15 protein-coding genes are annotated in these 18,112 nt (G+C 65.2%); 6 read left to right on the top strand and 9 right to left on the bottom strand.

Annotation, left to right across the window (positions count from 1 at the left end; genetic code table 11):
• Positions 1 to 39 precede the first annotated feature (39 nt).
• Positions 40 to 1,626, top strand: coding sequence for an alpha-amylase family glycosyl hydrolase (locus tag ACTXG9_RS00895; protein WP_456115477.1), 1,587 nt, complete (start codon positions 40 to 42; stop codon positions 1,624 to 1,626).
• Here the strand turns inward: ACTXG9_RS00895 and ACTXG9_RS00890 are convergent.
• A complete protein-coding gene (locus ACTXG9_RS00890; protein WP_188249870.1) occupies positions 1,596 to 2,582 on the bottom strand; it encodes a TIGR03885 family FMN-dependent LLM class oxidoreductase in 987 nt (328 codons plus the stop codon). The genes ACTXG9_RS00895 and ACTXG9_RS00890 overlap by 31 nt on opposite strands.
• Before the next feature lie 59 nt (positions 2,583 to 2,641).
• Here ACTXG9_RS00890 and ACTXG9_RS00885 point away from each other — a divergent pair, with 59 nt between their 5' ends.
• From ACTXG9_RS00885 to ACTXG9_RS00875, 3 genes are all read left to right on the top strand, one after another.
• Complete coding sequence (locus ACTXG9_RS00885) at positions 2,642 to 3,025, top strand: sensory rhodopsin transducer (RefSeq protein WP_111101918.1); 384 nt, start codon at positions 2,642 to 2,644, stop codon at positions 3,023 to 3,025.
• A 100-nt stretch (positions 3,026 to 3,125) separates the two neighbouring features.
• The gene (locus ACTXG9_RS00880) at positions 3,126 to 3,992 is read left to right on the top strand and encodes a glucose 1-dehydrogenase (protein ID WP_111098500.1); all 867 of its coding nucleotides are present in this window, start codon (positions 3,126 to 3,128) and stop codon (positions 3,990 to 3,992) included.
• 6 nt (positions 3,993 to 3,998) lie between these two features.
• Complete coding sequence (locus ACTXG9_RS00875) at positions 3,999 to 4,592, top strand: mechanosensitive ion channel domain-containing protein (protein ID WP_111098501.1); 594 nt, start codon at positions 3,999 to 4,001, stop codon at positions 4,590 to 4,592.
• A 253-nt stretch (positions 4,593 to 4,845) separates the two neighbouring features.
• Here ACTXG9_RS00875 and ACTXG9_RS00870 read toward each other — a convergent pair whose 3' ends face one another.
• Both ACTXG9_RS00870 and ACTXG9_RS00865 read right to left on the bottom strand, forming a co-directional pair.
• Positions 4,846 to 5,958 carry a DNA glycosylase AlkZ-like family protein gene (locus ACTXG9_RS00870; protein WP_241744960.1) on the bottom strand — a complete coding sequence of 371 codons (1,113 nt, stop codon included), beginning with the start codon at positions 5,956 to 5,958 and terminating at the stop codon, positions 4,846 to 4,848.
• Positions 5,959 to 5,970: 12 nt separating this feature from the next.
• Positions 5,971 to 6,573, bottom strand: a complete 603-nt coding sequence (locus tag ACTXG9_RS00865) for a TetR/AcrR family transcriptional regulator (protein WP_111101915.1) — start codon at positions 6,571 to 6,573, stop codon at positions 5,971 to 5,973.
• Positions 6,574 to 6,812: 239 nt separating this feature from the next.
• Between ACTXG9_RS00865 and ACTXG9_RS00860 the strand changes: the two genes are divergently transcribed.
• Both ACTXG9_RS00860 and ACTXG9_RS00855 read left to right on the top strand, forming a co-directional pair.
• A complete protein-coding gene (locus ACTXG9_RS00860; RefSeq protein WP_456115476.1) occupies positions 6,813 to 9,008 on the top strand; it encodes a TonB-dependent receptor in 2,196 nt (731 codons plus the stop codon).
• A 292-nt stretch (positions 9,009 to 9,300) separates the two neighbouring features.
• Positions 9,301 to 10,689 carry a phosphatase PAP2 family protein gene (locus ACTXG9_RS00855; RefSeq protein WP_456115475.1) on the top strand — a complete coding sequence of 463 codons (1,389 nt, stop codon included), beginning with the start codon at positions 9,301 to 9,303 and terminating at the stop codon, positions 10,687 to 10,689.
• A 132-nt stretch (positions 10,690 to 10,821) separates the two neighbouring features.
• Here the strand turns inward: ACTXG9_RS00855 and ACTXG9_RS00850 are convergent, their stop codons facing one another.
• The 6 genes from ACTXG9_RS00850 to ACTXG9_RS00825 form a co-directional block, all read right to left on the bottom strand.
• The gene (locus tag ACTXG9_RS00850) at positions 10,822 to 11,187 is read right to left on the bottom strand and encodes a hypothetical protein (protein WP_329858979.1); all 366 of its coding nucleotides are present in this window, start codon (positions 11,185 to 11,187) and stop codon (positions 10,822 to 10,824) included.
• Positions 11,188 to 11,644: 457 nt separating this feature from the next.
• Positions 11,645 to 12,280 carry a TraX family protein gene (locus ACTXG9_RS00845; RefSeq protein ID WP_188249865.1) on the bottom strand — a complete coding sequence of 212 codons (636 nt, stop codon included), beginning with the start codon at positions 12,278 to 12,280 and terminating at the stop codon, positions 11,645 to 11,647.
• Positions 12,281 to 12,435: 155 nt separating this feature from the next.
• The gene (locus tag ACTXG9_RS00840) at positions 12,436 to 13,218 is read right to left on the bottom strand and encodes a fimbrial biogenesis chaperone (RefSeq protein ID WP_111101910.1); all 783 of its coding nucleotides are present in this window, start codon (positions 13,216 to 13,218) and stop codon (positions 12,436 to 12,438) included.
• A gap of 39 nt (positions 13,219 to 13,257) precedes the next feature.
• Positions 13,258 to 14,283 (bottom strand): fimbrial protein, encoded by a 1,026-nt coding sequence (locus tag ACTXG9_RS00835; RefSeq protein WP_111101909.1) that lies wholly within the window; start codon positions 14,281 to 14,283, stop codon positions 13,258 to 13,260.
• 137 nt (positions 14,284 to 14,420) lie between these two features.
• Complete coding sequence (locus ACTXG9_RS00830; protein ID WP_111101908.1) at positions 14,421 to 15,443, bottom strand: fimbrial protein; 1,023 nt, start codon at positions 15,441 to 15,443, stop codon at positions 14,421 to 14,423.
• 27 nt (positions 15,444 to 15,470) lie between these two features.
• Positions 15,471 to 18,110 (bottom strand): fimbria/pilus outer membrane usher protein, encoded by a 2,640-nt coding sequence (locus ACTXG9_RS00825; RefSeq protein ID WP_456115474.1) that lies wholly within the window; start codon positions 18,108 to 18,110, stop codon positions 15,471 to 15,473.
• Between the last annotated feature and the right edge of the window lie 2 nt (positions 18,111 to 18,112).

The following is an 18,112-nucleotide window of genomic DNA, read 5'->3' as shown; positions in this document are numbered from 1 at the left end:
AGCAGGCTGGTCACCCTTGAACGGTGCTGGAGCGGCCCAATGGCGGTGCGTCCGCTGCGTGCGATCTACCAGGTCGACCCCTACCTCTTCCGCGACAGCAATGGGCGCGGCTGGGGCACTCTGGATGGCATCACCGAAAAGCTGGACTACCTGCAGTGGCTCGGTGTCAGCCACCTGTGGCTGCTGCCGTTCTACTGCAACGCCGGCCGTGACGGTGGCTACGATGTCACCGATCACTACCGCATCGATCCACGCCTGGGTGACGAGGCGGCGTTCCAGCGCCTGGTCGATGCTGCCGCCGCACGCGACATCGGCATCATCGTCGAGCTGGTGATGCAGCACACTGCCAGCGCTCACCCGTGGTTCGTCGCCGCGCAGCGCGGCGACCCGGCCTGGCGCCGCTGGTACCTGTGGAGCGACCACGTGCCCGACGATGGCCTGAAGCCGATGTTCCCGCCGATCGAGGCGTCTGCCTGGACCTGGAACGCCGAGGCCGGCGCGTTCAACCGGCATATGTTCTACCGGCACGAGCCAGACCTGGAGCTGGCCCATGCGCCAGTACGCGACGAACTGCTGCGGGTGATGACGTTCTGGATGCAGCGCGGCGTGGCCGGCTTCCGCGTGGACGCGGTGCCGTACATGGCCGAGCGCGCGCGACACGCCGACCCCCGCGACGACGGGCTGTGGCTGCTGGAGGAAATGCGCGCCACGGCAGACGCGCAGCAGCCAGGCCTGCCGCTGATCGGCGAAGCGGACGTCCCCGCGTCGCGCTACGGTGACTTCCTCTGCCAGGGCCGGCGGCTTTCGCACCTGCTGGATTTCCACCTCAACAATCATTTCTTCCTGGCCCTGGCGCGCGGCGACGCCAGCGAAGTGGCCCGGGTCATGGCCGAATACGGACCGCAGGCGCCGCCGCACACCCGCATCGCCTGGCTGCGCAACAACGATGAGCTTGACCTGGAGCAGCTGGAGCCGGACGAGCGCGAAGCGGTGATGGGACGCTTCGCCCCTGAGCGTGGCATGCGAATCTATGGCCGTGGCATCCGCCGCCGGCTGGCACCGATGCTGGAGGGCGACATCGCATGGCAGGGTATGGCTTGGGCGGCATTGCTGTCGCTGGGCCAGGTACCGGTGATCCGCTATGGCGAAGAGATCGGCCTCGGTGACTGCCTGGAGCTGCCAGAGCGCAATGCCGTGCGCATGCCGATGCACTGGCACGGTGGACCAGCGGCGGGGTTTACCGATCAACCGCGGCATGCCTGGCGCGCACCACCGGCAGACGGCCCGTACGGTTACCGCACGGTGAACGTCGAGGCGCAACGCGCGACGCCAGGTTCACTGCTGCTGCGGGTGCGCGAGCTGCTGCAGCAGCGCAATGCACATCCCGTGCTGCAGCAGGGTCCTCACACGCTCGACCCGCCATCTCCCGCGCTGCTGATGCTCCGCTACGGTGAGGCACCCCATCAGGCACTGGCACTGATCAACTTCGGTGACGAGCCGGTCGAGGTGGACGTGCCCCTGGGCGGTCCGTTGAACACGCTGGTGGGCCAAGGCGCCAAGCTGCAGGATCGCCGCTGTTACCTGCAAGGCCATGGCTATACGTGGCTGGCCGCCGAGGGTGCCTGAGTGCGCGGCGCAGGCAATAGGTGCTCGGCGAAATCATCGATGAAGCGTTCCTGCTCGCGGTTCACGTTGTGCAGGTAGATGCGATCGAAGCCCAGTCCCTGCAGCTCCTGCAGCCAGGCCCGATGCTGGCCCAGGTCTGCCGAGACATGCACGTGCTGGCGCACCACCTCGGCGCTGACCGATCGGGCCTGTGCTTCGAACTGTTCGGGCTGGTCCAGCCCTTCGGCCAGTTCCGGCGGCAGCACGTTGGCGCTCCACTGCTCCATCGCACCTTCCAGCGCCGCCTGTTCGGCGCGCGCGTAGGACAGCTTGGCCTGCAGGTACATCGGCTTGCCCCTGCCACCGCCGTCCTCGAACGCCGCCACCACACGCCGCAACTGCGCCAGTGGCTGGCTGATGGTGATCAGGCCATCGGCCCAGCCCCCTATCCAGCGTGCAGTTTCCTCGGTGACGGCCGCCCCCAGCAGCGGCAGGGGAAGCGCCGGGCGACTGTAGAGCCGTGCCTGGCGCACCCGGAAGCCACCGTCGTGGTCGACCTGCTCGCCGCCCCACAGCCGCCGCATCACCTCGGCCGCATCGCGCAGTGCCTTCTGCCGCTCGCGCTTGGCTGGCCACGGCTGGCCAGTGATGCGCTCGTTCAGGGCCTCGCCGGTACCCAGCGCCAGCCAGATCCGGCCCGGCGCCAACTGCTCCAGCGTCGCCGCTGCCTGTGCCACCAATGCCGGGTGCTGGCGCAGCATCGGGCAGGTCACCATGCCCAGGGTCAATGCGCTCTGCACCGCCAGCGCGCCGGCCCATACCCAGCTGTGGCCGGACTGCCCTTGCGCGGTCGTCCACGGGTGGAAGTGGTCCGAGCACATCAAAGCCTCGAATCCCGCCTGTTCGGCGCGCAGTGCCAGGCCCAGCAAAGTGGCGGGCGGGAACTGCTCATGCGATGCGTGGTAGCCGATGGTCATCACGGATTCCGTGCGGGGACTGGACACGATGGCAACACCCGCCGGGCTAAAACGGCGTCATGGAAACGAACGCTTCCTGCATCGGGCATCGACGCTGGGCTATCCCCGAAGGCTACATTCCAGCCTGGAGCAACGGACCGTCACCGGAGATGCAGAGTCACGAAACCTGCTGTGTCCTCAATGCCGGCAACGAGGACGCGCATGTCACCCTGACCCTCTACTTCGAAGACCGAGATCCCGTGGGCCCGTACCGGGTCACCGTGCCGGCACGACGCACTTGTCACCTGCGCTTCAATGACCTGCAGGATCCGGCGCCGGTACCGCGCGGCACCGGCTTCGCTACCCTCGTCGAATCCGACCAGCCGATCATCGTGCAGCACACGCGACTGGATTCGCGTCAACCGGCCAACAGCATCATGACCACCATCGCCCATCCGCTGTGAAGTCCTGCGCGCACACATCCACGCCGCAACGACACCGCGCCCTCCGGCCGTTTACCGCCATGGAGGGACACTGGCCCCGGTTTCCTTCCGGAGAGTGACGATGGCCCTGCCCGACTACCCACACCCGCCCTTCCCCGCCCAACAGCAATCCTTCCCCGGCAAGACCGCGCAGATGCAGCCCCGGCCGGACCACGGCGAGGACAGCTACCGCGGGCATGGACTGCTGCAGGGCAAGAAGGCACTGATCACTGGCGGTGACAGCGGCATCGGCGCGGCGGTGGCAATCGCGTTCGCGCGCGAAGGCGCCGACGTTGCCATCGCGTTCCTCGATGGTGAGCAGGACGATGCCCGCCATGTGCAGCAGCAGATCGAACAGGCCGGGCGCAAGGCCGTGCTGGTGCCCTGTGACATCAGCGACCCGGCACAGGCGCGCTCGCTCGTGGACCGCGTGGCCAGCGAACTGGACGGTCTCGATATCCTGGTCAACAACGCGGCGTACCAGCGCTACTACGAGCACTTCGACGACATCACCCTGGATGACTGGAAGCGGACGTTCGATACCAATGTGCATGCCGTGTTCAATCTGACCCGGCTGTGCGTGCCACACCTGCGCGGTGGCGGTGCGATCATCAACACCGCGTCGGTCAACTCCAAACGGCCGACGCCCAACATCCTTCCCTATTCTGCAACCAAAGGTGCCGTCGCCAACCTGACGCTGGGGCTGGCCGGCCTGCTGGCCGAGCATCAGATCCGCGTCAATGCCGTGCTGCCCGGCCCGATCTGGACGCCGTTCATTCCCGCAGGCATGGCCGCCGAAGAGGTCGAACAGTTCGGCGCGCAGACGCCATTCGGCCGCCCCGGGCAGCCGGCCGAGCTGGCCTCGGCCTATGTGATGCTGGCTTCGGACACCGCCAGCTACACCTCCGGTGCACTGCTGACCATCTCCGGCGGCGCGGCAACACTGTGACCCCTCATGGCCGGATTGCCCGCCTGGATCCAGGATTGGCTGACCGTGGTTGTGCCGGTGGCCGAGGTGCTGGCCATCCTCGGCGTCGCGTGGGTGATGGTGCGCGCCCTGGCGTGGCTGCTGGTGCAGGCCCGGCAGCGCGGCAGGCTGGCTCCAGAGCTTCATGTGGGCCTGCGCCGCGGCGGTGCATTGCTGCTGTATCTGGCGGCCGCGCTGCTGATACTGGAGCGGCTGGGCGTTTCGCGCTCGGTGCTGTGGACCGCGCTGACCGGGTTCATGGCGGTCGGTGCGGTGGCGTTCTTTGCAGCGTGGAGCGTGTTGTCCAACCTGTTCTGTTCGTTCCTGATCGTGGCTACGCGCCCGTTCCGCATCAACGACACGATCGAAGTGCTGGAAAGCGTGGACAAGCCGGGCCTGTGCGGCCAGGTGGTGGACATCAACCTGATCTACACCACGCTGAGTGATCGTGGCGAAGGCGCGCGCGGTTGCCTGCTGCGCGTGCCCAACTCTCTGTTCTTCCAGCGCATCACCCGGCACTGGGGTGACGGCGGGTATTCCCAGCTGCCGGGAGGCGTGCCAATCAAAGGCAAGGCGCGCTGAGTAGCTGTAGAGCCGAGCGCATGCTCGGCTTGCTGCGTGCAGCGCTCGGTGCAGCGAGACCTGAACGGAGTGCAGCCGAGCGCGGGTTCGGCTCTACAGGTGCCATAGCGGGCGGCCCTATTCCGCCGTCAATGCCAAGATAGGGTCCAGCTGTGCAGCACTGTGTGCCGGGAACTAGCCGAAGCCCAGCCCGATCACAGACGAACACACCAACGCGGCCAGCACCAGATCGGCACCCATGCGCCGCTTGGCGCTACAGGAACTCCGCCATGCGTTGCAGCTCTTCGTCCAGCGCGCCACGAAACACCTTGTCGCGGGCCAGCGACTTGCCGGCATAACCCACGTTCGACACCAGCTCACCCTCGCGCACGCTGAGATTGGCCCAGCCCACCACCTGGTCGTGCCACAACACCGGCAGTGCGTAGTAGCCGTACTGGCGTTTCGGCGCAGGCGTGTACGCTTCGAACTTGTAGACCCAATCCCACAGCAACTCGAAACGGCGGCGGTCCCACACCACCGGGTCGAACGGCGCCAGCAGGCGCACCTGCTCGTCTGGCGCGTGCCTGCGCGAGCGTGGATTCTCGTCTGCCGGCCAGTACCAGGTGGTGCCTTCCAGCGTGCAGCTGGCCAGCTGCTGCTTGGCCAGCGCCAATGCCTTGCGGGTCTGCTCGGCCAGATGCGGTGCACCATAGCCCAGCAGGCGCACCAGATAGGTCAGGCTGGCCGACGGCAGCGGCGCGTATTTGCGCACCACCAGGTCGATCAGGGCGGCGGCGCGCTCGATCTGCGCTTGTTCGCTGGCATCTGGCTCGGCATGCGCGGCCACTGCATAGATGCGGGTGCCACTGTCGCGCCGCTGTACGCGCAGCAGGCCGCGGTAGTGCATGCCGTCCAGCAGGTGCGTGCTGGCATTGCTGGTGCCGCCCCAGTAGTTGGTCACCCGGCCATGCGCAAACGCCTGGTCAACCTCACGGGGGTGCACACTGCCGCGCTCGCGCACGAACGCCAGCACCTCGGCCGCGCGGCGATGGGTCTCGGCGTCCCACTCGCGCTTGGCCGCGCGCGGGTGCATCAGTGCCAGATGCTCGCGCGGCAGGAAGCCGTAGTTCACCAGGCAATCCTCTTCCACCGGCAGGCGGGTATACCGGCGCTCAAGATCGCCTGCGCGATAGCCCTTCACCCGGTGGCGCAGGGTCAGGTCCTGCGCGCGCGCCGGTGCCCTGATCGGGTCGGCCTGCACGAAGCCCAGGCGCCGGATCGCGGTCAGCAGCGTGGTCGGCTTGAACAGGGTGCGCGCCACCGCGTAGCGGCGAAGGTCATCGAGAGTGGGCGTGGCAGGCATGGCCGCATTGTAGAGCCACGCCATGCGTGGATGGGGTCACGGCAATCCGTCCCCGTCGTCCGCATCCAACAACTGCAACGACCCGATCACCAGCGCCCGCATGCCCTGCTTGAACTCGGTGATCACCTGCCCCTCCTCGTCATCCGCAATCGCGTAGATGGTGTCGGCGCCGGCGATGCAGTAGAACGCGATCGTGGCCAGCAGCCAGCGCGCCTTGTCCACCGGCAGGCCGAACACCTCGGCCACGTGGGCCTGGTGCGAGGCGATCTTTTCCAGCATCGGTGCGGTCGCCACCGTGCGCCGCAGCAGGTACGGGGGCAGCCCGGGATGCGCCTTCACCACCTCGCACAGTGACTCCACGAACACCGTCAGGTAGCCCTGCAGGCCACCCGCCGCATCGGCCGAGGCGCGGGGGATCTGCCAGCGCTGGAACACGGCTTCGGCCACCAGCCGCTTCAACGCCTCCAGGTTGGCCACGCGCTTGTACAGCGCCGCCTGGGTCACCGCCAGTTCGGCGGCCACGTTGGCCATGGTCAGGTTGGGCAGGCCCAGACGGATGCCGATGTCGGCCAGGCGCTCCGGGGTGATGGTGGGCGGGCGGCCACGGGCCGCCGCCAGGGTCTCAGGGTGCATGTTCATACCGTAGCGAGGGTGCCAGCAAAGGGACCCTCTTGTCCGCTTCATATGATTTAGTTTAATTTACTCAACTAATTAGGAACGCGTGTGGTTCGCAACCCCGCCGCCGTCCGCAATCGAGCCCATGGCTCACTTCCCGCCAGGTCCCCACCCAGCCGACAACCCTGCGCTGCGCCCTCCCCCGTGCTTGCCGTCGGCAGCGCGCCAGGCGCGCTCGCACCTGCGATTCACAGGAACCTGGCATGACCGTGCACCACCTTTCCTCTCCGCTGCAGCGTGCAGCGGCCGCCGCGACCCGCGCGCAGATGCATCCGCCAATGGCCCGGCGCTACCGGGTGTCGGCCTTGGCGCTGGGGCTGCTGGCCTCGTTTGCCGCGCTGGCCGACTCCGCGCCGTCCACCCTGCCCTCGGTGCAGGTGCAGGAACAGCGCCGGGTCACTGCAGACTATGCGGGCGGGCAAGTGGCCGCCGGCAGCCGCGTCGGCCTGCTCGGCGACAAGGACTTCATGGACACGCCGTTCAGCACGATCAGCTACACCGAGTCGTTCATCCGCGACCGCCAGGCCAAGGACCTGACCGACGTCATCGCCGCCACCGACCCCAACGTCTTCAGCAACGGCGTCACCGGTTCGTGGAGCGAGAACTACGCGATCCGCGGCTTCGCCTCCAGCACCAGCGATACCACCTTCAATGGCCTCAGCGGCATGGCGCCCTACTACCGCACTTCGCCGGAAATGTTCGAACGCATCGAGGTGCTGAAAGGCCCCTCCGCGCTGCTCAACGGCATGCCGCCGGGCGGCTCGGTCGGTGGCAGCGTCAACCTGGTCCCCAAGCGTGCCGGTGATCAACCGCTGCTGCGGGTCAGTGCCAACTTCGCCTCCGATGCGCAGTTTGGCACCCATGTGGATGTGGGGCGTCGCCTGGGCTCGAACAAGCAGTTCGGCATCCGCTTCAACGGCGCCTGGCGTGATGGTGACGGCGCAGTCGGCAAGCAGCGCAAGAAAGTACAGCTCGGTTCGCTGGCACTGGACTGGCGCGGCGAACGTGCGCGGCTGTCGGCGGATCTGTACAGCGCCGATGACCGTGTTGACGGCCCGGCACGTGGCGTCGGCCTGGCACCGGGCGTCGCCATTCCGCGGCCGCCGCGTGGCGATACGCTGATCAACCCGGACTGGGCCTACGTGGACAGCCAGGACAAGGGCGCGATGCTGCGCGGCGAACTGGACATCAACGATAGCCTGATGGCTTACCTGGCCTACGGCAGCAGCAGGACCGACTACCGCTACAACGGCTCGATCAGCGCGCAGATCCTCAATCCAGCCGGCGACTTCACCACAGTGATCGGCCAGCTCGCCTTCGATATCAGGAAGCAGTCCGCAGATGTCGGCCTGCGTGGCTCGTTCCACACCGGCAGCATCGGCCATCAATGGGCTGCCAATGTGACCCACTACCAGCACACTCAGAACGACTATGGCCGCCGCAGCGTGCCTGGCTGGGACTGGACCACCAATCTGTACAACCCGGTGTGGGGCCCAGCCGCGCCGTTCGTGGCGCCGCACATCTCGCATACCGAGCTGCGCTTGGACAGCCTCGGCTTCGCCGATACCCTCTCCTTCGCCGATGACCGCGTGCAGCTGACGCTGGGCGTGCGCCGCCAGCAGGTAGTCAGCGAGACCTTCAGCGTGGCCACGGGCGCACGCACTTCACGCTACGACGAGAGCGCCACCACCCCGGCTGCGGCGCTGCTGCTGAAGGCCACCGACACGATCTCCCTCTACACCAACTACATCGAAGGCCTTAGCCAGGGCGCCACCGCGCCGATGACCGCCGCCAATGCCGGCGATGTGTTCGCACCGTTCCGCACCAAGCAGAAGGAGCTGGGCGTGAAGCTGGACCTGGGCACCTTCGCGCACACCTTCAGCGTGTATGAAATCAAGCGACCGAGCAGCTACACCGACCCGGTCACGAATATCTTCTCGTTTGGCGGCGAGCAACGTAACCGGGGTGTGGAATGGGGCTTCTTCGGTGCACCGATGGACGGCGTGCGCCTGCTCGGTGGCATGGCCTATGTACAGCCGAAGCTGACCCGGACGGCTGGCGGCGTGAATGAAGGCCGCATGGCCACGGCAATTGCGCAGCGGCAGGCCAAACTCGGTGTGGAATGGGATGTGCCCGCGCTGGAAGGCCTGACCCTCACCGGCAATGCCACGGCGATGTCGAAGCAGTACATCAGTGCCGACAACCGCCTGTCGGTGCCGGGGCGGACGTTGTTCGACGTGGGCGCGCGCTACAGCACCACACTGGCCGGCAGGCCGCTGGCGCTGCGCGCCACGGTGAACAACGTGACCAACAAGGCGTACTGGGGCATGCCGTTGCTTTCCAGTCTGGCGCTGGGAGCGCCGAGAACAGTCTTGTTGTCGGCGACGATGGATTTCTGAGCCGGCGACGTTCTCGCCAATGGCATCCACGCATGGCGTGGATCTACTGGGGCTTGCCACCGCCCGGGTAGGTGCCAACCTTGGTTGGCACTGCAGCATGCATCCACGCATGGCGTGGATCTACCGAAACCCAGTAGAGCCAGGCCATGCCTGGCTGATACCGTGGCGATCCGCCAAACATCCACGCATGGCGTGGATCTACTGAAGCGCACTGTCGGATTCGTACGAATCCGATAGTGTCCTTCCCGGCCGGACTGCACCATCGGCGTGACCCTCCTCACGCGGTGGTGCCATGCGCCTTCCAGCCTTTCCTTCGTTTGCCACGTCGTTGCGATACGTGCTGCTCGCAACACTCCTGCTCGTACCCCATCTGGCCAGCGCCGCCTCGGTCTGCGTCATGCGTTCGGGCGAGCGCATGCTGCTGGTGCAGGATGTCACCTCGCGCTGGCAGCTGCCCGGCGGAACAGCAGAACATGGCGAGTTGCCGCAGCACACTGCCATCCGCGAAGCGCTGGAAGAAACCGGGCTTGTCGTCGCCACCACCGGCCTGCTGGACGACGAGGCGGGCGTGCATGTCTTCGCCTGCCGCGCCCTCGAACCGGTCCAGGTGCAGGGCAATGCGGTGAACCTGCTGGATGCGCCGCACCTCGGGCGGGAAATCATCCAGGCGCGCTGGGTCGGCCGCGACGAGGCTCGTAGATTGCGCACGCGGTTCCCGCAGCAGCTGGAGCGCGCCTATCAGCAGCTGCACGCTGTACCCGCCAGCGAAGTGCACGCCGTCGAGCGCTTCGCGCCGGTATCGGCGTTTCGGCAGGCCGAGGTGGATCGCGTGCAGCGCACCCAGCAGTGGCCGGTGCGCGGGCTGGCGGTGGTCGGTAACGTCCTGGGCGAATTCTGGTTCTACCTGCTGGCGATGCCGGTGTTGTGGGTGGCGTTCGGTGCGCAGGCAACGCGCCTGATGCTGATGGCGTTGATGGTGGTCACGCTGGCCGTGCAGAGCATCAAGGTCTTCGCACCGGTGCCACGCCCCTTCAGCTTCGATGCCACGCTCAGCTTGGCCGGTGCCGCTGGCCCTTCCCTGCCCAGCGGGCACACCACCAGCGCTACCTGCTTCTTTGTACTGGCCGCGCTGTGGTTGTTGGCACGCCAACACATCACCGGAGGGTTCAAGCGCGGGGCAGTGCTGGGCGTCGCGCTGATGGCCGGGGTGATCGCCGGAATGGCCCGGGTCTGGCTGGGGGTTCACTATTGGAGCGATGTTGCCGCGGGGTTGCTGTTGGGTAGCGCGATCGCAGCTGGAATCCATGCGTTCGGGACATCGCCGGCACGCCACGAACACCCGGCGGTGCGCGAGCGGATCTGTTGGGCTGCCATTGCCTCCGCCAGCCTGGCGGTGGGTGTGGCCTGGCAGGCCGTGCCGCTGCTATTGCCGTTCTGCGTAGCAGCCGCCTGCGCGGTGGTGCCACGTGCAACCCAGGAGCGAGCGTCGGTGGGATCTGCGGCATTGCTGCTGGTCGGCCTGCTGGTGCTGGGTGGCGTATGCCTGCCGATGGCCCAGCACGTCGAGCCATTCGTGCTTGCGGCCAGCCTGCAGGCGCTGGTCTACATGGGGCTGGGTGCCTGGGTGGCCTGGGGCGCGGGCGCCGTTACCGCCTTGTGGCCGATGAAGCACCCACGGTAGCGTCCACGCATGGCGTGGCTCTGCTGTAGAGCCGAGCCATGCTCGGCTGCGTATTGTCCGGTGAGCCGAGCGTGGGCTCGGCGCTACCCGTCGTCAGGCGATCCGCCAACAGCATCCACGCATGGCGTGGATCTACTCGGGGTGCAGGCGGAAGATGGCGTGGTTGGTGAGCGCCAGCGCGGCCAGCTTCAGGCCTTCCATCACGCGGTCGCCCACGTAGTGTTCCGGGCCGCCGTTCTGGCGGGCGCGCTCGGCGGCCAGCAGGATCTCGTTGACGATACGCAGGCCGGCCAGGGCGCCATCGCTGTCGGCCAGGGCCAGGCAGCGGCCGGGTAGCTGATGGCGCTCGGGCCAGGGCTGGCCGTCGGCAGCGGCGCCCAAGCCAATCTGGTGCAGCAGCGCGATGAGGTTATGGGGATCGCGCGATGCGTCCTCGCCCTCTTCGGCATTGGCCGGGGCGTAGTGCGCGCGCAGGTGGGGAATATCCGATGCGTTCATGGCTGGTCTCCGTACAGGGATACGGTGCCACCGCCCTTAACAAGGGCGGCGGGACGGTACGTGTGTGGAAACCGGTAGCTAAGCGTCATTACCCGGTGGGTGCGCTTGCGCGCACCCCACGTACCGCCCGCCATGGAACGCGAACGGAATGCCAGCCGGCGCCGCGCAAGGCGACGCCGGCTGGCAAGCGTAAACAACGCATAGCTAAACGGGTTTCCACACCCGGCCACCCTTTTCCGGTGGCGATCCATCATGGGCACAGCAGGCTTGCCATCAGCAAGCGCTGCGGTGCACAGACGGAGACATTCATGCAGCAGGCGGCATTGTCGCATACCCGCAGACGCCTGTGTTTCAGGGGGTTTGGCGCACGAAGGCCAACGATCGCGCCCCCGCTTCCCGAGAGCCCGTTCCGCGCCACCCACCGCCCTTCAAGTCATCCGCAACGCCAATCCCGACATCACGAAAGCACACGGGCCAGCAGCACCAGCGCCGCCAGATGCCCCACGTAGTAGCCATAGAACGCCCAGCGCCAGCGTGGGATGCGCCACTGCACACGCGCCAGCGCCCACGCCACGGGAATGGCCAGCAACGCCCAGCCGTTGTGATTGGCCCAGCACACCGCCGCAAAGCCGATCAGCAACAGCCACCACGCGCGGTGCCGGAACGCGATCCAGCCCAGCACCACGAAGCCGACGCCGGCCCATTGGTAGTCCACCACGGCCGGCAACACCCCTGCGGCCAGCAGCAACAGTAGTGGCCGGTTGCGGGCCAGCGCGAACACCGCCAGCGCGGCTACGGTGAAGGTCAACAGGATGTTCAACGGCAGCCAAGCGCCGAAGGCCAGCGCATGCAGCGGCTGCGCGACCAGACCCCACAGGCCCAGACGGCGGATCGACCTGACCAGGTCGGCGCCTGGCCGGGCCAGGTTGCAGGCCATCACCAGTGCGAACAGCGGAAACGCCAGACGGCCCAGCTCGCTCAGCACTGGCACGTACCCGCCGCAGAGCACCTTGGCCACGTGGTCGCCGGTCATGGACAGCAGTGCCAGCCATTTCAGCGCTTCGATGGCGCTGCTGGTGAAGGCAGGTTGCATCGGGGCAGCAGGTGTGTCTCGGACAGGTGCGCGAGTCTCCATCTTGCGATTATGGACAGGAGACTCACTTCAAGGGAGGGCAACGATCACCGTCATCACCGTTCCTTCCCGTTCGGCGGACATCCGGGCCTGGGCCTTCGACCGCAAACGATACGTCAGGGGCGGGTCGCCACGTCCAAAGTTCGAGTGGCCGGGTGCAACTGCCCGTCGTCATCGATCCACTCGATGCGAACGTTTCGTGGATTTGCGGGAGCCTCGGCAGGCACTGCAATATCCACAGCCTGTCGAGGCGGCACTGCAGGATTGTCCAGTTCAACTTCGTTGCCGGTGTCACCCAAAGTAATGCGGCCCAGGTTGAAGTAGAACGGTGTCGCGTTGGTTACCTTCAACGCGCGCCGCTCTCCGTCGCCCTGCAGGGTGAAGGTGATCCCTTCGGTGCGATCCACAGGAGGCTTGGGCAGTCCTGCCGGCCGATACAACACCTTGTACCGGCTGCGCACCATGACATTGAGCTCATTTTCTCCGCTCTGGCCCGATTTCGGTGGCACCGCCATCACGTTCAACCAGTAAAGATGCTCCCGGTCGTCAGTGGGTGCCTTTTCGCGCAGTTGCAGTACACGCAGCTGGTTCTTCTGCCCGGGCTCCAGCCGCAGCAGGGGCGGACCCACGAGGAACGGCGCAGAAGAGGCTTCCGGCGCCTGCTCCGCGTCTTCGTCACCGATCCACGCCTGCACCAGCACCGGTACCTCGCTGGCATTTGTCAATGCAACTGCAACCTCCTTGCTGCTGGCCGGGAACACCACCCGGGTGCCATCCATAGCTACCTGCGCCCAGGCCGCCACGGGCACCACCGTCAATACCGCCCCCACTACGATCTGACGCCAGCGAGCGCAGGCAGACCGGCCACTATCAGTTTCGGTTCCAACCACGCGAATCATCTGCAGGGATCCTCTGGTTTCCAGTTCAACGGCACACTCTCATGGATAATCAATGCGGAAACGCACCGTAGCGTTCGCGTCACCGGGAATCAGATCCGCAGTCTTCACCGCAATGCGGAAGTAGCGTGCGCCAAATTTCTCAGAGCGAGCACCATCGGCCGCACTGTCGCCAAACCAGTAGGCCCTATCAAGATCGATGGGTTCACTAAAGATCCCCAGCAGTTGAATGCCGACACCTTTAGCCCCCCCCTCCACATTCACAATGCCCCGGCTACGGTCAAAGACCGTGGTAGTACCTGCTGGCTCCACAAAGTAGCGGACCCGACCGGCACCCGTTTCGCACGTTAGATCCACGGTGAACTGGCGGGTGGCGCCGTAGGAATCCACCGTTGGCAGGCGGGTGACTGAAGTAAGCCCCATCGGCACTGTTTTGGATGCAACACGGCAGAGCGGTCGATGGTCCACTTCAAGGGTCATTGCACTGAGCCGGTGTTGCTGGCGGAATCTGTCACTGCTCTGGAAATGCTGCATGTCCAGCACGTGCTGCCCCGGCAGCGCGTAGCTGTCTGGCATGGTGTTTCCGGTCTTGATGAAGCGAATGGCGATCAGACCGGAATTAACCTTGTTGCTGGCCGGACCTGACCGCACCCTCTCTCCGCTGCGTATTGCCCCATAGAGATACGAACCGGCTGAAGCCGGGTCAGCGCGCACTCGGATCACCATACCGATGCCAGGGGCGCCCGTCTCGAAGACACTATAGGTACGCCCCCCCTCGTGGTATGTACCCGCTTCCGGCAGGACGCCGATATGGTAATTGATGTACGGCGCCCCGCCGCTGGTACCGCAATTCATGTACTCCTGAGCACCCGAGTCAATCCAGGGGCCCAGTGCTTCGCCAATCTCCACCGTGTTGGCTACAACGCGGGTTGTTGCCGGCAATGGAAAGGTAAACTCCGAGCCCCAGGAAATGCAGGCAGCGGCCGCCATTCGAGGCAACAGAAGCGCCACGATGACCAGTCCTGCCTGCAATCCACTATAGATATGCCTTCCGAGACTGCCATTCATGATCCCTTGCCTCGCTCCCGATTCAGTGAACCCATCGGTGAAGGGGGACTAGCAAGGTCGCCTGCCCCAGCAGCCCCCAACCTAACGGCTAGTGTCGCCGCAGATCATAAAGCATCCAGTATCGTCCGGCAGGGGGGTCAGGGGTAGTCCACGCGGAAGCGGACTGTGGCATTGGCATCGCCAGGACTCACATCCTCATTCTTCACAGCAGTACGGAAGTAGCGCGCACCAAAATCCTCACTGCGAATCCCATCTGCAGCGCTGTCACCGAACCAGTATGCGCTGTCGAGATTGATGGGGTTGCCGTCGATACCCAGCAACTGGATGCCGATGCCATTAGCCCCGCCTTCCACATTGGCAATACCCCGACTACGGTCAAAGATGGTGGTGCCACCTGTAGGCTCTACGAAGTAGCGCACTCGTCCGGCGCTCGTCTCACAGTTCATTTCGACGCTGAAGCGGCGAGTAGATCCATAGGTATTGACCGATGGCAATCGAGCGACCGCGGTCAAGCCCATCGGCACGGTTTTGGATGCTACATGACAGAGGGGGCGATGGACCACCTCCAACGCCATCGAACTGAGATGGTGTGCTTGCCGAAATTTGTCACCCCGCTGATAGTGCTGCATGTCCAGCACATGTCTTTCCGTGAACGTGTAATGCCCTGGCGTGGTTGCGCCCGTCTTGACGAAGCGGATGCTGATGAGGCCGAAGTTCCGCTTGTTGTCAACCGCTCCCGCCCGTACCCGCACCCCTTCGCGAATTGCAGCGACAGGATTCGACCCGTAGTCCGGGTCAGCTCGAGCGCGTACGACCATTCCGATCCCGGCGATGCCTGTATCGAAAATGCCATAGGTACGTCCCCCCTCTTGGTAGGTGCCCGTTTCCGGAAGAACCCCAATGTGAAAATTCTCCTGCAATATTCCGCCGGACGGCCCACAGAAGATATAGCCCTGTTCCCCCGTGCTGATCCAAGGCCCGATTGTTTCACCGATTGCGGCAGAATTTGCCACAACGACGGCTCGAGCTGGCAGCGGAAATGTGTATGAACCCCAATCGGGAGAGCAAGCTGCAGTGGCCAGTCCAGGCAGTGCCAAGGCTGCGAACGTCAACAATGCGGCGCAGCTACGGTGGGTGGAATTTCTTGAAGCAGTCTTCATTAGTTTCGTCCTCGATTTGATCGCCGACTACTTGGTGACATCAACCAGCCTGCGCTCCTCACCCGGCGCACAGCTGCTCTGATGCAACACACCGGCCTCGACGCCACGCAGGTCATACGGAATGCGGCACTGGTCTGAGACTGCGCTGCCGTAGCGCACCGTCAGTTCCCCTACCTCTTCAACACCGCGCACCCACAGGCGGCTGCTCTGGCCCACCACGCCGACCACATCACCGGCTTCATTGGTCACATCGTTGCCAAACGGCAAGGGCTTTCCATCCGGCAGCAGCGCCTCGATCAATGCGCTGCGCCCCACCTGGGTTGGCAGCACCATCCGCACCACTGCACCGGCATTGGGTACAGCCGAAACGGTCCCCGAACTCAGCTCGACATCCAGCGGCAGATTGGTGGGATCCACATCGAACGCGTTTCGACGGAATGGAGACAAATAGGGCAATACGGCATAGCCACGGGCATCGGTTTTGACGCCGGTCATGCTGTCCAGCGCCGCACCTGCCGCACCCGGGATGTGCACCACGCCCACGGTTTCCCCCAGGCGCTGGGCCAGCGTGAGGCCGCCCGCGTGCAGCACCAGGCCACCACTTGCACCCATACTTAGCTGACTGGTGGAGCCACGACGGCTGTAGCCACCGCTCACGTATACCGTAGGCATTTGGTAGTACGCGCCCAGGTCGTAACTTGTCTGGCCGCCGTCGCGACTGACCGATGCGTTGTAGTTGCCCAGATACTGCTCACCAATGGCACCAGACACACCTACGCGCTGCGTGCTCCGCCCATTGCTCTCGCGACTGATGCTGGTATCCAGGCGCGGTGCCGCAGCCGGTACGCCCAGCGGAACGCTGTAGCTCAGGTAGAGGCTGTTGCTGGTATGGCTGACGCCGCCGGAGAACAGCGACGACTCGGTCGCCCGGCGGGCGCTGACCGAATAGGTGCCCCGCCCCAGTCGATTGCTATAAGTCGCAGAGAACGATGTCTGACGGCGGTTGTCGGACCAGTAATCGGTCATACTGCCGGTGAAGTGCAGCGTACCCTTGCCCTCAGTAAGGCGCTGATTGACGGTCAGGTCCAGACGGCTGCGCTGACGGCCCACAAGATCGTAGCCATCGCTCAGGTCCTTCTGGGCGCGCAGGCGGATTGCATCACCCAGATTCAGGAAGTCGCTGGTCGAGTAGCGATAGGCCGCCAAGGTGATGTTCGTGCTGTCTGAGAACAGCGCCTTGTTGAAGGCCACGCGATAGGACTGGCCACGGCGCCGCTCGCTGGCCACCCCATCCGCTCCCGGAAGACGAGCATCGCTGAAGGTGACGTCACCGGAGAACGCGCCCAACGGTGTATTCCAGGCAGCGCCAAGTACCGCCCCGGAATAACCTTCCGCAACGGTCAGGCCAGCATAGCCGGTGAACTGATTGCTCAGGCCACGGCGCAGGGTGGCTTCCAAGAAGCGCGGATTTTCCCCGCCGAAGTCGTCACGGAGTTCACCTGCGGTGACACTGAAGCGCTGCTGGCCCGGCCGCAGCAGCTGCGGCATGGCGGTGAATGGAATGGTGAACTGCTCTACCCGGCCATCGGCTTCGGTGATCTCCACTTCAATATCGCCACTGGAGCCGGCCGCATGCAGATCATCAATCTCAAACGGGCCCGGCGCTACCGTGGTCTCGTAGATCACATAGCCACGCTGGCGGATGGTGACGCGGGCATTGGTCTGCGCCACACCGGTAACAACCGGCGCGAAATTGTTCAGCGTATCCGGCAACATGCGCGGGTCGCTGCTGATGTTCACGCCCCGGTAGTTGACACCCTGCAGCATGTCGCCGTTCGTCGACGACTCGCCCAAGGTCAACTGCGCCCCCCACTTCGGCAGGTTGCGCTGCAGGTAGCTACGGCCAGCCGCATAGTCGGTACCGGCAGCATCGGTGTGCTGCAGATAGCCACTATGACGCAGACGCCATTCGCCCAGATTCAGGCCCGCGTCGACCGTCATGCTGGTGTGGCTGGCCTGCTGGCCACCATTACGCTGCCGATTGTGACTAACGCTATACCCAAGTGTGGCCGCGTTGATGCCCTTTTCCCAAAGCGCAGGATCCACCCAGCCGCGCGGGGTACGCAGCAGGTAGATCTGGGGAACCGAAATGACCAGGCTCTGCTCGCCTGAATCGAATTCGGCCGACGCACCCGGCACATAATCCGAGAGAGGCCGACAGGCTGCCTCGGTGGGCAACGGCAAAGGACTGGCAGTGCCCGCTTCCGGCGCATCACGCATTGCGTCCAGGCGCGCATGATTCAGGCCCAGCATTTCAAAGAGCGCCGGGGTCAGGCAGATGCGGACAGCATCATCCTCAGCAACGCGCGCCACCAGATCCAGCCGCCCGACCAATGTGCCATTGAGGAGGATGTCGGCGTTGTAGGTACCCGGCAGCAGGCTGCCTTGCTCGAAACGCTCCAGATCGATACCGCTGGCATTGCCGAACAGCATGTCCGCACTGAACTCAACGTTGGGCGCAGCGAAAGCCGACACCGGCAACAGCGCTGCCACGACAGCGGCAACCAAGGGTCGGCGTCGCGAAAGGGTGTGCTGGGGATGACGGTTCATGTCGAACTTCCTTGGGCATGAGGACGCCTGCCCCGTCCATAATCGGACAGGCGCCACTC

It is taken from the genome of Stenotrophomonas maltophilia group sp. LNF247, from assembly GCF_054083135.1.
This window is presented reverse-complemented; position numbering and strand designations above follow the sequence as displayed.